Source organism: Mycobacterium heidelbergense (assembly GCF_010730745.1).
GTDB classification, from domain to species: Bacteria; Actinomycetota; Actinomycetes; order Mycobacteriales; family Mycobacteriaceae; genus Mycobacterium; species Mycobacterium heidelbergense.
The window spans coordinates 419,371-433,793 of sequence record NZ_AP022615.1 but is presented as its reverse complement, the minus strand read 5'-3'; the positions used below and the strand labels follow the sequence as shown (position 1 = coordinate 433,793).

The 14,423-nt window shown below is 69.9% G+C and carries 11 protein-coding genes; 7 read left to right on the top strand and 4 right to left on the bottom strand.

What is annotated here, in order from left to right; all coding sequences use genetic code 11:
- The first annotated feature begins 50 nt into the window (after positions 1-50).
- The 7 genes from G6N25_RS02160 (at position 51) to G6N25_RS02130 (ending at position 10,472) form a co-directional block, all read left to right on the top strand.
- Positions 51-476, top strand: a complete 426-nt coding sequence (locus G6N25_RS02160) for an OsmC family protein (protein WP_083074604.1) — start codon at positions 51-53, stop codon at positions 474-476.
- Positions 463-756 (top strand): acylphosphatase, encoded by a 294-nt coding sequence (locus G6N25_RS02155; RefSeq protein ID WP_083074605.1) that lies wholly within the window; start codon positions 463-465, stop codon positions 754-756. The genes G6N25_RS02160 and G6N25_RS02155 overlap by 14 nt, the downstream gene beginning before the upstream one ends.
- 298 nt (positions 757-1,054) lie before the next feature.
- Entirely contained in the window at positions 1,055-4,672 is a 3,618-nt protein-coding gene (gene smc, locus G6N25_RS02150) for a chromosome segregation protein SMC (protein ID WP_083074607.1), read from the top strand.
- Positions 4,673-4,861: 189 nt separating this feature from the next.
- Positions 4,862-6,097: a signal recognition particle-docking protein FtsY gene (gene ftsY / locus G6N25_RS02145; RefSeq protein ID WP_083074608.1), complete on the top strand. Its 1,236-nt coding sequence runs from the start codon at positions 4,862-4,864 to the stop codon at positions 6,095-6,097.
- A gap of 155 nt (positions 6,098-6,252) precedes the next feature.
- Positions 6,253-7,668: an ammonium transporter gene (locus tag G6N25_RS02140; protein WP_083074609.1), complete on the top strand. Its 1,416-nt coding sequence runs from the start codon at positions 6,253-6,255 to the stop codon at positions 7,666-7,668.
- On the top strand, positions 7,665-8,003 hold the full coding sequence (gene glnB / locus G6N25_RS02135) for a nitrogen regulatory protein P-II (RefSeq protein WP_003878721.1): 339 nt from the start codon (positions 7,665-7,667) through the stop codon (positions 8,001-8,003). Before G6N25_RS02140 ends, glnB begins: the two co-directional genes overlap by 4 nt.
- A 45-nt stretch (positions 8,004-8,048) precedes the next feature.
- The gene (locus tag G6N25_RS02130; protein ID WP_083074610.1) at positions 8,049-10,472 is read left to right on the top strand and encodes a [protein-PII] uridylyltransferase; all 2,424 of its coding nucleotides are present in this window, start codon (positions 8,049-8,051) and stop codon (positions 10,470-10,472) included.
- Positions 10,473-10,560: 88 nt separating this feature from the next.
- On the opposite strand, the gene G6N25_RS02125 is transcribed toward G6N25_RS02130, so the two are convergent.
- The 4 genes from G6N25_RS02125 to G6N25_RS02110 form a co-directional block, all read right to left on the bottom strand.
- Entirely contained in the window at positions 10,561-10,965 is a 405-nt protein-coding gene (locus G6N25_RS02125; protein ID WP_071508861.1) for a type II toxin-antitoxin system VapC family toxin, read from the bottom strand.
- A 10-nt stretch (positions 10,966-10,975) separates the two neighbouring features.
- On the bottom strand, positions 10,976-11,206 hold the full coding sequence (locus G6N25_RS02120) for a FitA-like ribbon-helix-helix domain-containing protein (protein WP_071508895.1): 231 nt from the start codon (positions 11,204-11,206) through the stop codon (positions 10,976-10,978).
- A gap of 252 nt (positions 11,207-11,458) precedes the next feature.
- Positions 11,459-13,165, bottom strand: coding sequence for a DEAD/DEAH box helicase (locus G6N25_RS02115; RefSeq protein ID WP_083074628.1), 1,707 nt, complete (start codon positions 13,163-13,165; stop codon positions 11,459-11,461).
- Positions 13,166-13,383: 218 nt separating this feature from the next.
- Positions 13,384-14,352, bottom strand: a complete 969-nt coding sequence (locus G6N25_RS02110; RefSeq protein ID WP_083074611.1) for an AAA family ATPase — start codon at positions 14,350-14,352, stop codon at positions 13,384-13,386.
- Positions 14,353-14,423: the final 71 nt, after the last annotated feature.

The following is a 14,423-nucleotide window of genomic DNA, read 5'->3' as shown; positions in this document are numbered from 1 at the left end:
CGCTCACGGGGTCTCTGAGGGTCAGTCTGGGGGTCAAGTAGAAAGAAGGCATGACGCAACTGTGGGTGGAACGCACCGGATCGCGCCGCTACACGGGGCATAGCTCGCGCGGCGCGCAGGTGCTCGTCGGCTCCGAGGACGTCGACGGGGTGTTCACCCCCGGCGAGCTGCTCAAGATCGCACTCGCCGCGTGCAGCGGCATGTCCACCGACGAGCCGCTGGCCCGCCGGCTCGGCGACGACTACGGGGCGGTGGTCAGGGTATCCGGCGCCGCGGACCGCGAGCAGGAACGCTATCCACTGCTCGAGGAGACCCTCGAGGTCGACCTGTCCGGATTGTCCGAGGACGAGAAGCAACGCGTGCTGGTCGTCGTCAACCGGGCCGTCGACGCCGTGTGCACGGTAGGGCGCACGCTGAAGTCCGGCACCACCGTCGACTTCGAGGTCGCCTCCGAGACAAACCATGCCGGAGCCTGACGTCCGGCTGACCGCCTGGGTGCACGGCGCGGTCCAAGGCGTTGGTTTTCGCTGGTGGACCCGCTGCCGGGCGCTCGAGCTTGGCCTCACCGGGTACGCCGCCAACCGGCCCGACGGCCGCGTGCTGGTGGTGGCGCAGGGACCGCGCGAGGCCGGCGAGAAACTGTTGGAGCTGCTGCGGGGCGGCGCCTCGTGGCCTGCCAGGCCGGGCCGCGTCGACAACGTCGTCGCCGACTTTTCGCCGACAGCGGAGAGCTTCACCGGGTTCGTCGAGCGCTGAAAAGGCGGCGGCCCGCCGGGGCCGGGCGGCGCCGGGCGGCCCCGCCGCGCCGAGCGTCACGCCAGCGTGGCGCTCGGCGCGCACTGCCACGCTGGCGTGACGCTCGCGGGAGCCGCGGAGCGCGGCGCGCGGGCGCGCGGGCGCGCGGGAGCCGCGGCGCCCACCGCCCCGCCTTTCAGTGACTCGTGAGGCCGCTGTGGCCAGTGCGTCGACCCGCGGGCGGCGGGCCCGTTTAGGGGCCATCCGACACCCCTCGGTGAGCGGGGTCCGGGCAATTTGAGCGGTAGTCTGGCACGCCGTGTACCTCAAGAGTCTGACGCTGAAGGGCTTCAAGTCCTTCGCTTCGCCGACGACTCTGCGCTTCGAGCCGGGCATCACCGCGGTCGTCGGGCCCAACGGTTCCGGCAAGTCCAACGTCGTCGACGCCCTGGCGTGGGTCATGGGCGAGCAGGGGGCAAAGACGCTGCGCGGCGGAAAGATGGAGGACGTCATCTTCGCCGGCACCTCGTCGCGGGCCCCGCTGGGCCGCGCCGAGGTCACCGTCACCATCGACAACTCCGACAATGTGCTGCCGATCGAGTACTCCGAGGTGTCGATCACGCGGCGGATGTTCCGCGACGGCGCCAGCGAATACGAAATCAACGGCAGCAGTTGCCGTTTGATGGATGTCCAGGAGCTGCTGAGCGACTCGGGAATCGGCCGCGAGATGCACGTCATCGTCGGGCAGGGCAAGCTCGACCAGATCCTGCAGTCGCGACCCGAGGATCGCCGCGCGTTCATCGAAGAGGCGGCGGGCGTGCTCAAGCATCGCAAGCGCAAGGAGAAGGCGCTGCGCAAGCTCGACTCCATGTCGGCGAACCTGGCCCGGCTCACCGACCTGACCACCGAGCTGCGCCGCCAGCTCAAACCGCTCGGGCGTCAAGCCGAAATGGCCCAGCGGGCCGCGAAAATCCAGGCCGACCTGCGCGACGCCCGGCTGCGGCTGGCCGCCGACGACCTGGTCGGCCGGCAGACCGAGCGCGGCGCCATCTTCGAGGCCGAGGCCGCCATGCGCCGCGAGCACGACGAGGCCGCCTCCCGCCTGGCGGTCGCCACCGAGGAGCTGACCGCGCACGAGACCGCGCTGGCCGAGCTCTCGGTCCGGGCGGAGTCGGTCCAGCACACCTGGTTCGGGCTGTCCGCGCTCGCCGAGCGCGTGGCCGCCACCGTGCGCATCGCCAGCGAACGCGCCCAGCACCTCGACGTCGAGCCGGCGACGGCCGGCGATGCGGACGCCAGGAAACCCGAGGAGCTGGAAGCCGAGGCGCAACAGGTCGAGGCGGCCGAGCGTCAGCTGCTGGCGGAGCTGGCCGCGGCGCGCACCCGCCTGGACGCCGCGCGCGCCGAACTGGCCGAGCGCGAGCGCGAGGCCGCCGAGGCCGACCGGGCCCATCTGGCGGCGGTGCGGGCCGAGGCGGACCGCCGCGAGGGACTGGCGCGGCTGGCCGGTCAGGTGGAGACGATGCGGACGCGCATCGAATCGATCGACGACAGCGTCGCGCGGCTGTCCGACCGCATCGAACAGGCCGCCACCCGCGCGCAGCGGACCCGAGCCGAATACGAAACCGTGCAGGCGCGCGTGGGTGAACTGGACCAGGGCGAGATGGGCCTTGACGAGCACCACGAGCGGACCATCACCGCGCTGCGGCTGGCCGACGAACGCGTCGCCGAACTGCAATCGGCCGAGCGGGGCGCCGAACGGGAAGTGGCTTCGCTGCGGGCCCGCATCGACGCGCTCTCGGTGGGGCTCGAGCGCAAGGACGGCGCGGCCTGGCTTGCCCAAAACCGCGGCGGCACAGGCCTATTCGGCCCGATCGCCAAGTTGGTCAAGGTCCGGTCCGGCTACGAGGCGGCGCTGGCCGCGGTCCTCGGGTCGGCGGCCGACGCGCTGGCCGCTGAAAGCTTCGGCGCGGCCCGTTCCGCGGTGGCCGCGCTCAAGGAAGCCGACGGCGGCCGCGCCGCCCTGGTGTTGGGCGACTGGCCGGCCGATCCGCCCGCGTCGGCCGCCGCGCTGCCCCATGGCGCTTCGTGGGCGCTCGACCTGATCGACGCGCCCCCGCGGCTGCGCGGCGCGATGATTGCCATGCTGTCGGGCGTCGCGGTGGTCGACGACCTCGGCGAGGCGCTGGATCTGGTGGCGGCGCGTCCCGAGCTGCGCGCGGTCACGCTCGACGGTGACCTGGTGGGCGCCGGCTGGGTGAGCGGGGGTTCGGACCGCAAACTGTCCACGCTGGAGCTCACCTCCGAAATCGACCGGGCCGGCAGCGAACTCGCCGCCGCCGAGGCGCGGGTGGCTCAGCTGACCGCGGCGCTGTCCGGCGCGCTGGCCGAGCAGGCCGCCCGTCAGGACTCCGCCGAACAGGCGCTGGCCGCGCTCAACGAATCCGACACCACGATCTCGGCGATGTACGAGCAGCTGGGCCGGCTCGGACAGGAGGCCCGCACGGCCGAAGAGGACCGGACCAGGTTGCTGCGCCAGCGCGAGGAGTGGGAGGCCGGGCGCGCGCAGACCCTCGAGGAGGTCACCGAACTCGAAACCCGGCTGCGCAACGCCCAGCAGACCCAGCACGTGCACGCGACGGAGCCCAGCCATGCGGAGGTCCGGCAGCGCATCGCCGCCGCCGCCGAAAGCGCCCGCGGCGTCGAGGTGGAGGCGCGGCTTGCGGTGCGCACCGCCGAGGAACGAGCCAACGCGGTACGCGGGCGGGCGGATTCGTTGCGCCGCGCCGCCGCCGCCGAACGCGAGGCGCGGTTGCGCGCGGAGCAGGCGCGCGCGGCGCGACTGCGGGCGGCCGCCGTGGCGGCGGCGGTGGCCGACGCCGGCCGGCTGCTGGCGGGGCGGCTGCATCGGGTGGTGGACGCGGCGTCGGCGATCCGCGACGCGCTGGTCGCCGAACGCCAGCGGCGTTCGGCGGCGATGGCGGCGGTGCGCGAGGAGGTGAACGCGCTGGGCGCCCGGGTGGCCACCCTGACCGATGCGCTGCACCGCGACGAGGTGGCCAACGCCCAGGCGGCGCTGCGCATCGAGCAGCTCGAGCAGATGGTGCTCGAGCAGTTCGGAATGTCGCCCGACGACCTGATCGCCGAATACGGTCCGGAGAATCAGCTGCCGCCCACCGACCTGGAGATGGCCGAATACGAGCAGGCCCGCGAGCGCGGCGAGCAGGTTTTCGCGCCCGCTCCGATTCCCTACGACCGGGCCACCCAGGAGCGCCGGGCCAAACGGGCCGAGCGTGAGCTGGCCGAACTGGGCAGGGTCAACCCGCTGGCGCTGGAGGAGTTCGCCGCGCTGGAGGAGCGCTACAACTTCCTGTCCACCCAGCTAGAGGACGTCAAGGCCGCCCGCAAGGATCTGCTCGGCGTCGTCGCCGACGTCGATGCCCGCATCCTGCAGGTGTTCAGCGACGCATTCACCGATGTGGAACGCGAATTCGCCGACGTGTTCACCGTGCTGTTCCCCGGCGGGGAGGGCCGGCTGCGGCTGACCGACCCCGACGACATGCTCGCCACCGGCATCGAGGTGGAGGCCCGGCCGCCGGGCAAGAAGGTCACCCGGCTGTCGTTGCTGTCCGGGGGCGAGAAGGCGCTGACGGCGGTGGCGATGCTGGTGGCGATCTTCCGGGCCCGCCCGTCGCCGTTCTACATCATGGACGAGGTGGAGGCCGCGCTCGACGACACCAACCTGCGCCGCCTGATCGGCCTGTTCGAACTGCTGCGGGCCCGGTCGCAGATCATCATCATCACCCACCAGAAGCCGACGATGGAGGTCGCCGACGCGCTGTACGGCGTGACCATGCAGGGCGACGGCATCACCGCGGTGATCTCCCAGCGGATGCGCGGCCAGCAGGTGGAGCAGCTGGTCTCGAGCTCGACCTAGAGGCCCGGGACGTCCGAGACGTCCGGGACGTCCGGGAACGCTCGAATGTGAACTGACGGCTTTCGTTGTGAACTGACGGCGGGATTTCGGCGGGCGATTTCGTCGCCCTGGACGCACACCCGACGCCCAGGACGCACACCCAGCGCCCCCTGAGCGCGCCGAATAACCGCGGCTGGAAGGATTGTCGGCGTGTCGCAAGGTCTTTGGATCGCCATCGCGGTCATAGCCGTCCTGCTCGTCATCGCCGCGCTGGTCTTCGGCCTGGTGCGCTACCGCCGGCGGAAGATCAGCCTGGCCCGGCCGCAACGCGACGCCATCGACCGCTCCGGCGGCTACACCGCGTCCTCGGGCATCACGTTCACCCAGGGCGTCGACACCAGCGGGCTGCCCGCGGTGGGCGACCACGCGACCGTTCCCCGGGACGCCCCGCGGCGCACGATCTCCGACGTCGAACTCCCGGAACCCGCACCGCCCGCACCGGAGGCCCCCGAAATCGAGGCCATCGCGCCTCCCGAGGGCCGCCTGGAGCGACTCCGCGGGCGGCTGGCCAGGTCGCAGAACGCGTTCGGGCGCAGCGTGCTGGGCCTGCTCGGCGGCGGCGACCTGGACGAGGACTCGTGGCAGGACGTCGAGGACACGCTGCTGGTCGCCGACCTGGGCCCGGTCGTCACCGCGTCGGTGATCTCGCAGCTGCGCAGCCGGCTGGCCGGCGGCAACGTCCGCACCGAGGCCGACGCCAAGGCCGTGCTCCGCGACGTGCTGATCAACGAGCTGCGACCCGACATGGACCGCGCGATCCGCGCCCTGCCGCACGATGACCACCCGTCGGTGCTGCTGGTCGTCGGCGTCAACGGCACCGGGAAGACCACCACCGTCGGCAAGCTCGCGCGGGTGTTGGTCGCCGACGGGCGGCGCGTCGTGCTCGGCGCGGCCGACACCTTCCGGGCCGCGGCGGCCGACCAGCTGCAGACCTGGGCCTCCCGGGTGGGTGCGGAGGTGGTGCGCGGGGCCGAAGGCGCCGACCCGGCCTCGGTCGCGTTCGACGCCGTCGACGAGGGCATCGCCTCGGGGGCCGACGTGGTGGTCATCGACACCGCCGGGCGGCTACACACCAAGGTCGGGCTGATGGACGAACTCGACAAGGTTAAGCGCGTGGTGACCCGCCGCGCCGCGGTCGACGAGGTGCTGCTGGTGCTCGACGCCACCATCGGGCAGAACGGGCTGGCCCAGGCCCGGGTGTTCGCGGACGTCGTCGACATCACCGGCGCGGTGCTGACCAAGCTGGACGGAACGGCCAAGGGCGGCATCGTTTTCCGCGTCCAGCAGGAACTCGGGGTGCCGGTGAAGTTGGTCGGGCTCGGCGAAGGCCCCGACGATCTGGCGCCGTTCGAGCCCGCCGCGTTCGTGGACGCCCTGCTCGGCTGAAGCCCTTACACGGCGAGTGGGACGTTAATCCCACCGAAACACGGCGGCCCCATCGCCGAAACAACCATTGCGCAAGGTTCACAGATCAGGTCATCAGACGCGTGTCTGACGGCTAAGTGCGGGCCGACCGGAGGAGAGAGCGAGTGACATACCCGATGCTGGGCCAGCCCAATACCGGCGATACCGCCTGGATGCTGGCGAGTTCCGCGTTGGTGCTGTTGATGACGCCGGGTCTGGCGTTCTTCTACGGCGGCATGGTGCGCGCCAGGAGCGTGCTGAACATGCTCATGATGAGCATCAGCGCGATGGGCGTCGTCACCGTGCTGTGGGTGCTCTACGGTTACTCGATCGCGTTCGGCGACGACGTCGGCAACGTGATGGGCAAGCCCACAAGCTACTGGGGCCTAAAGGGTCTCATCGGCGTCAACGCCGTGGCCGCCGATCCGAGCAAGGGCACCGCGGCGACCGACATCCCGCTGGCGGGCACCCTCCCCGCGACGGTGTTCGTGGCATTCCAGCTGATGTTCGCGATCATCACGGTGGCGCTGATCTCCGGGGCGGTGTCCGACCGGCTGAAGTTCAGCGCCTGGCTGGTGTTCGCCGGGCTGTGGGCGACGTTCGTCTACTTCCCCGTCGCCCATTGGGTTTTCGCCTTCGACGGGTTCGCGTCCGAGCACGGCGGCTGGATCGCCAACAAGCTGCACGCGATCGACTTCGCCGGCGGGACCGCGGTTCACATCAATTCCGGTGTGGCCGGCCTGGTGCTCGCGATCGTCCTCGGCAAGCGCCGCGGCTGGCCCACGACGTTGTTCCGCCCGCACAACCTGCCGTTCGTCATGCTCGGCGCGGGATTGCTGTGGTTCGGCTGGTACGGGTTCAACGCCGGTTCGGCCACCAGCTCCAACGGTGTCGCCGGGTCGACCTTCATGACGACCACCGTCGCCACGGCCATGGCCATGCTCGCCTGGATGCTCACCGAGCGGATCCGCGACGGCAAGGCCACGACGCTGGGCGCGGCGTCGGGCATCGTGGCCGGGCTGGTCGCGATCACGCCGTCGTGCTCGTCGGTCAACGTGCTGGGCGCCCTGGTGGTCGGCGCGGTGGCCGGTGTGGTGTGCGCGCTGGCGGTCGGGCTGAAGTTCAGGCTCGGCTTCGATGACTCGCTCGACGTGGTCGGGGTACACCTGGTCGGCGGTCTGGCGGGCACGCTGCTGGTCGGTCTGCTCGCCGCTCCAGAGTCCCCGGCCATCAACGGCGTCGCGGGCGTCTCCAAGGGATTGTTCTACGGCGGCGGTTGGGCGCAGCTGGAACGCCAAGCGATCGGCGCGTTCGCCGTTCTCTTCTACTCCGGCATCGTCACCCTGATCATCGCCTTGGTCCTGAAATACACCATCGGGCTGCGGCTTGGCGCCGAGGAAGAGGCCTCGGGCATCGATGAGGCCGAGCACGCCGAGAGCGGATACGATTTCGCTGTGGTCACGGGGTCGGTGCTTCCTCCCCGGGTGACCGTGGAGGACACTCGTAATGGCGGGGAGTTAGTTGGCGAGAGAGTGGAGGCAGAGCAGAAATGAAGCTGATCACCGCGATCGTGAAGCCGTTCACCCTCGACGACGTCAAAACCAGCCTGGAGGACGCGGGCGTCCTGGGTATGACGGTCAGCGAAATACAAGGCTACGGACGGCAGAAGGGCCACACCGAGGTTTACCGGGGCGCCGAGTACTCGGTCGACTTCGTGCCGAAGGTTCGGATCGAGGTCGTCGTGGACGACTCCATCGTCGACAAGGTCGTGGACAGCATCGTTCGGGCCGCCCGCACCGGCAAGATCGGTGACGGCAAGGTCTGGGTCAGCCCGGTGGAAACCATCGTGCGGGTGCGCACCGGTGAACGCGGGACCGATGCCCTGTGACGCCAACCGCACATTGCTGATCCAACCCGGGCGGGCCGGGAGGTCATGAACCCGAGCCGGCCCGACCCGTCCGGAGTATCGAAGATAGGCTGCGCGGCAAGCGATTTGGCCGCCTCACGGCGCCAGCTGCTGTCGGACGGCCTTGGGCTGGACGCGGCCGGGCTGCGCCAAGCCTGGCTGGATCTGCACGAGTCGTGGCTGACCGCCAAGGCGGCGGAGATCGGGATCACCGACGACAGCGGCTTCGCGATCGTTGGAATCGGCGGTCTGGGCCGGCGTGAGCTGTTGCCGTATTCCGATCTGGATCTCATGCTGTTGCACGACGACAAGCCCGCGGATGAGTTGCAGCGGGTCGCGGATCGGCTGTGGTATCCGTTGTGGGACGCCAACGTTCGGCTCGACCACAGCGTGCGGACCGTGTCCGGGGCGCTGGGCGTCGCCAACACCGACATGGTGGTGGCCCTGGGCATGCTGGATGCGCGGCACATCGCCGGCGGCGCGCAGCTGTCGGCCGAGTTGATCGACGGGGCGCGACGGCAGTGGCGCAGCGCGATTCGATCCCGGATGGACGAGCTTGTCCAGCTGACGTATGGCCGCTGGCAGCGTTGCGGGCGGATCGCGCAACGGGCCGAGCCGGACCTGAAATCGGGGCGCGGCGGCCTTCGCGATGTGCAGCTGCTCGACGCGCTGGCGGTCGCTCAGCTCATCGACCGCCGCGGCATGGCCAACCCGGACATGCCGGCGGGCTCGCTGGACGCGGCGTACGTGACGCTGCTCGACGTGCGCACCGAGCTGCATCGGGTGTCTGGCCGCGGGCGTGATTTGTTGCTGGCCCAGTTCGCCGACGAGATCAGCGCGGCTTTGCATTTCGGCGACAGGTTCGACCTGGCGCGCATGCTGTCCGGCGCCGGCCGGACCATCGCCTACCACGCCGAAACGGGCCTGCGGACCGCCGAAAACGCGCTGCCGCGGCGCGGCGTGTCGGCCCTGGTGCGACGGCCCAAGCGGCGGCCCCTGGACGAGGGCGTCGTGGAGTATGCCGGAGAAATCGTGCTCGCCCGCGATGCCTCGCCCCAGACCGACGCCGGTCTGGTGCTGCGGGTTGCCGCCGCGTCGGCCCACACCGGATTGCCCATCGGGGCCGCCACTCTGAGCCGCCTGGCCGCCAGCCCCCCCGAGATGCCAATCCCTTGGCCCCGTGAGGCATTGGACGACTTTCTGGTTGTCCTCTCGGCCGGCCCCACCGCGGTGGCGACGATCGAGGCGCTCGACCGCACCGGCCTGTGGGGCCGGTTGATGCCGGAATGGGCCGCGATTCGCGATCTTCCGCCGCGCGACGTCGCGCACGTGTGGACGGTGGACCGTCATGTGGTCGAGACGGCCGTCAACGCGGCGCCGCTGGCCACCCGGGTGGCACGGCCCGATCTGCTTGCGCTGGGCGCGCTGCTGCACGACATCGGCAAGGGCAGGGGCGTCGATCACAGCGTGCTCGGGGCCGAGATGGCCCTGGAAGTCGGTGCCAGGCTTGGTGTTTCGCCCGCGGACACCGAGTTCGTGTCGAAGCTGGTCCGCCACCACCTGCTGCTGCCGGTGGTGGCCACCCGGAGCGATCTGAAGGACCCCAAAACGATTGAGGCCGTATCGGAAACGCTGGGTCGGGATCCGCTGCTGCTGGAGGTGCTGCACGCGCTGACCGAGGCCGACTCTAAGGCGACCGGCCCCGGCGTATGGAGCGAATGGAAGGCGTCCCTCATCGAGGACCTGGTGCGTCGCTGCCGGATGGTGATGGCCGGTGAGCCGCTGTCGCGGGTCGATCCCGCTGCGCCGCAATACCTTTCGCTGGCGGCCGATCGCGGCGTGCATGTGCAGATCACGCCGGGTGACAGCGCGCGCACGTATCACGCGGTCATGGTGGCCCCGGACCAGCGGGGATTGATGTCGAAAGCCGCCGCCGTGCTGGCGCTGAACTCGCTGGGAGTCCATTCGGCGACCGTGAATAGCCACGAGGGCGTCGCGATCACCGAATTCGTGGTGTCACCGCACTTCGGTTCCCCGCCCGGGGCCGAACTGCTGCGTCAGCAATTCGTGGGCGCCCTCGCCGGCGACATCGATGTGCTCGGCGCGCTGGAGAAGCGTGCCGTCGAGGCCGCCGGCCCGGCGTCCGCGCGGGCGGGGGAGGTGCTGGCGGGGGTACCCGTCACGCGCTCGACCGCCCCGCCCCGCATCGTGTGGCTCGATACCGCCGCCGAAGGCCAGCTGGTGGTGGAGGTACGCGCCATGGACCGGCCCGGCCTGCTCGCGCTGCTGACCCGGGCGCTGGAGAATGCGGGAGCCGACATCGTCTGGGCAAAGGTCAACACCTTCGGGTCGACCGCGGCCGATGTGTTCTGCGTCGTGTTGCCGGCCGGGGCCCCCGACGCGCAAGCGGCGGTGGAGAAGCAGCTGCTGGCGGTATTGGGCGCCCCCTGACGCCGACCTGTCTCTCAGCTCGTGTCGCCCTCGGGTGGGTTGGTGTTGTTGGTTATGCGAGTCGTCTGCCCCTGTATCTCCGGCGGACCTACAGCAGAGTGATCGCAACAGGTATACCGAGTTGATCAGTGGCGCTTGCCAACCGACTGTCGAGGGTGATCACGGCGGCGGAGTGTTCGGCGGCGACAGCGACATACAGGCCGTCGTAGATCGAGATGTTGTGCCGCCAGGCCCAGACGGTGCGCAGGAGCAGTGCATCGGGAAGCACGTACTCGATTGCGAGTGCGGCGACAGCCTCGGCGGCGGCCTCGGCGTCCTCTGGTTTCAATTGCTGGCGCAATACGGCCTTGTGCAGGGTGCGTAGCACCTCGCCCGGCATGTGGGCCGGCGCGAGCCAGCCGTCGTCGCCGTTCAGGACTGCGCGTGCCGCGTCGCCTTGGGGGGTGCCACTCGTGAGCGCCAACACCAGCACGCCTGCGTCCACCACGATCACAGCAGGAACCTCACCCGTCGCGGTCGGCGCGGATGACGGTCGCCACTTCCTCGGCTGTCATAGCGAGGCTGCGATGACCAGCCAACGCCTCCAAGAGCTGTCGGTTGCGCCCCGCCTGGTACTCCCGTTCCAACAGTGATCGCAGATACGTTTGGGTGGACTGGCCGCGCGCCTCGGCGCGGGCCGCCAGCGCGTCGCGAACTTCTTCGGGGACATCTTTGATCTGAATCGCAACTGCCATGGCCATAAACTATCACATGCGCATGGCATGCGCATGTTGTACTGCTTACGATCAATAACTCGAGTGTCACCGGACCCCAATCGGGTATCACCGATGCGAGTCACCTGACATGTTCCAAACCACACCCCTGGCTCAACCGATGACTTCTACCAGCTGTTTTGCCAGTGACGCACCGTCATAACGACAGAGCGATCTGACGTTGGTGACGTGGGTGTGTCAGTCGCCGCGGTTGACGGCTTTTCGGCTTCCCGGTCACGAGTGCTCGGAATTCAGCTGCCGCAACGCCTCGATGCGGGCCTGGATCTGCTCGCGGGTGGCGGCGGCGATCGGTGGGCCTCCGCAGCGACGGCGAAGTTCGCTATGGATCCAGCCGTGCGGTTTGCCGGTGCGGTGGTGGGTTGCCGAGACGAGGGTGTTGAGCTCGCGGCGCAGATCGCGGAGCTGGCCATGCATCGAGACCGGCGGCATAAGCGTCCCCTGCGCGGCGGCGGCGCGCCTCTGCAGCTGCTCGTCCTGGCGCCGGTGCAGCAGGGCGCGCATCTGCTCGGCGTCGAGCAAGCCGGGGATGCCGAGGTAGTCGGCCTCCTCGTCGCTGCCGGCCGGGGCGGCGGTGCCGAACGAGGACCCGTCGAAGATGACCTGATCCAGTTCGGCGTCGGCTCCCAATGAGGTGAAGCCCGTGTCCGTTTCGCTCTTCTCGGTCTGCGTCCGGACGGCGGGATCGCCATCGAGGGGATCGTCGGCTTCCCGGTGCGGCTGGCCGAGCACGTGGTTGCGCTGCGCCTCCAATTCGCTGGCCAGCTGCAGCAGGCTGGGTACCGACGGCACGAAGATGCTCGCGGTCTCGCCCGGCCGCCGCGACCGCACGAACCGACCGATGGCCTGGGCGAAGAACAACGGCGTCGAGGCACTGGTGGCGTAGATGCCCACCGACAGCCGGGGCACGTCGACGCCTTCGGAGACCATGCGCACCGCGACCAGCCACCGGCCGGTGCCCTCGGCGAATTCGGTGATGCGGGCCGACGATCCCGGGTCGTCGGAGAGCACGACCGTGGGCGCCTCCGAGGTCATCTTCGTCAGCAGGGCGGCGTAGGCGCGGGCGGCGGTGCGGTCCGACGCGATGATCATGCCGCCGGCGTCGGGCACGTGGGCCCGCTTGTGGCGCAGCCGTTCGTCGGCGGCCGCGATCACCGCGGGCATCCATTCGCCGGCCGGGTCCAGCGCGGTGCGCCACGCCCGCGCGGTCTGCTCGGCGGACAGCGGCTCGCCCAGCCGCGCCGCGTGCTCTTCGCCGGCGCTGTCCCGCCAGCGCGCCTGCCCTGAGTAGGCGAGGAACACCACCGGCCGGACCACGCCGTCGGCGAGGGCTTCGGCGTAGCCGTAGGTGTGGTCGGCCTGCGACCGGAGTATCCCGTCGGCGCCGGCCGTGTAGGTGACGAACGGGATGGGGCTGTCGTCGCTGCGAAAGGGAGTGCCCGTCAAGGCAACTCGGCGCGTGGCGTCGCCGAAGGCCTCGCGGATCGCCTCGCCCCAGGTCTTGGCGTCGCCGCCGTGGTGGATCTCGTCGAAGACGACCAGGGTCTTGCGCTGCTCGGTGCGCACCCGGTGCAGGGTCGGGTGCGAGGCGACCTGGGCGTAGGTGACCATCACGCCGTGATACTCCGGCGAGGTCTGCGGGCTGGTGTTGGAGAATCGCGGGTCCAGGGCAAGGCCGTGCCGCTGGGCGGCCTGCGCCCACTGGACCTTGAGGTGCTCGGTGGGCACCACGACGGTGACCTGGTCGACGGCGCGGTGGGCGAGCAGCTCGGCGGCCACCCGCAACGCGAACGTCGTCTTCCCAGAACCCGGGGTGGCGACGGCCAGGAAGTCTCGCGGCTGGGCGGCCAGGTACTTGACCAGCGCCCTGCGCTGCCAGCCCCGCAACGGCAAGCCGCCGTCGGCGTGGCTGGCCGGCTGCATCGACATGTCCCCCGTACATGGTTTGCCGCGCGTAGCGGTTCTTGCAATGCTGATGCCGCGTTAGTTCCATCGCGCCGGCGCTCACGACATGGCGCGGTTCGGCGGCGGCTGTGAAATTTAGCATGCCTGACTGTTTGGGGCTACGGGCGAGTTGCAGTGTTGTGTGAGTCGACGTGTCCGGTTGTTGAAGGTGTTGGTGTTGTTAGGGTTTCGCTGTTTTAGGTGGGTACGGCGATGGCGGGGTGTGCTGCGGTGATCGCGCGTTCCATGTCGGCGGTGCTGACCTGAAGAACACCAGGATCGATACGCACGAGTTGTCTGAGGTCGCGGCGGTTGGGTGCACACCGGTGCAGTCTGCGGACCCACGCCCGCTGACACACTCCGACCACCTCATGTACGTAGCGGGCGTTGCCGGCGGCATCGAGCAATGTGCCACTGCCGTACGGGATCGACTGCAACCGGGCCGCTTCGGTGCCCAGCAGCTCCCAGGCCGCGTCGTGGACCACGAGGCGTTCTCTAGCGGCGAAGCGACGCCCAATATCCACCATGTCTTCCGGGGTGTAGCTGGTGAAGGTCATGGTGAAGGGGAATCGGGCGGCCAGCCCGGCATGGACGGTTAAGAAGTCCTGCATGGGGCGGGGGTAGCCGGCGAGGATGACCACGAGTTCGTTGCGGTAGGCCGCCATGCAGGTCAATAGGGCGTAGATCGCTTCTACCCCTACAGAGGGGTCGTCGGTGTCGGGGGCCAGCTGGTGGGCCTCGTCGATAAACAGCACCCCGCCGCGGGCGCGGGTGCAGGCCTGCTGCACCCTGCGGGCCGGGCTGCCCAAGGGACCGTCCGTGGCGATGTCGGCGGCGCTGATCACGGTGACCTCGGGGCGGGTGATCATGCCCCAGCCGAACAACACCTCACCGATCACCCGGGCGAACGTCTTTTTCGCCATGCCGGGTGCGCCGAGGAACACCAGGTGGTTTTCCCTGACTGCGCCGCCGTCGCTCTCCAGTGCGGTGCGCCACATCCTGAAGTGTTCTTTGGCTTCGGCTAAACCGATCAATTCGTCGATACGCGCTTGCGCCCAGTCGAGCACCTCTCGACGCTCGCGGGCCAGGGCGGCACCCGCGTACGCACCTGGTGGGCACCAGTCTTCTGCCAGTGCCAGGCTCGCCATGCTGGTGATATTGCTCATCGGTACCTCCGCTACCGGATCTCCTGCGGGCCGGGTCAACCCGCCCAGCACCGGCGTGGTTGCCACCGGCG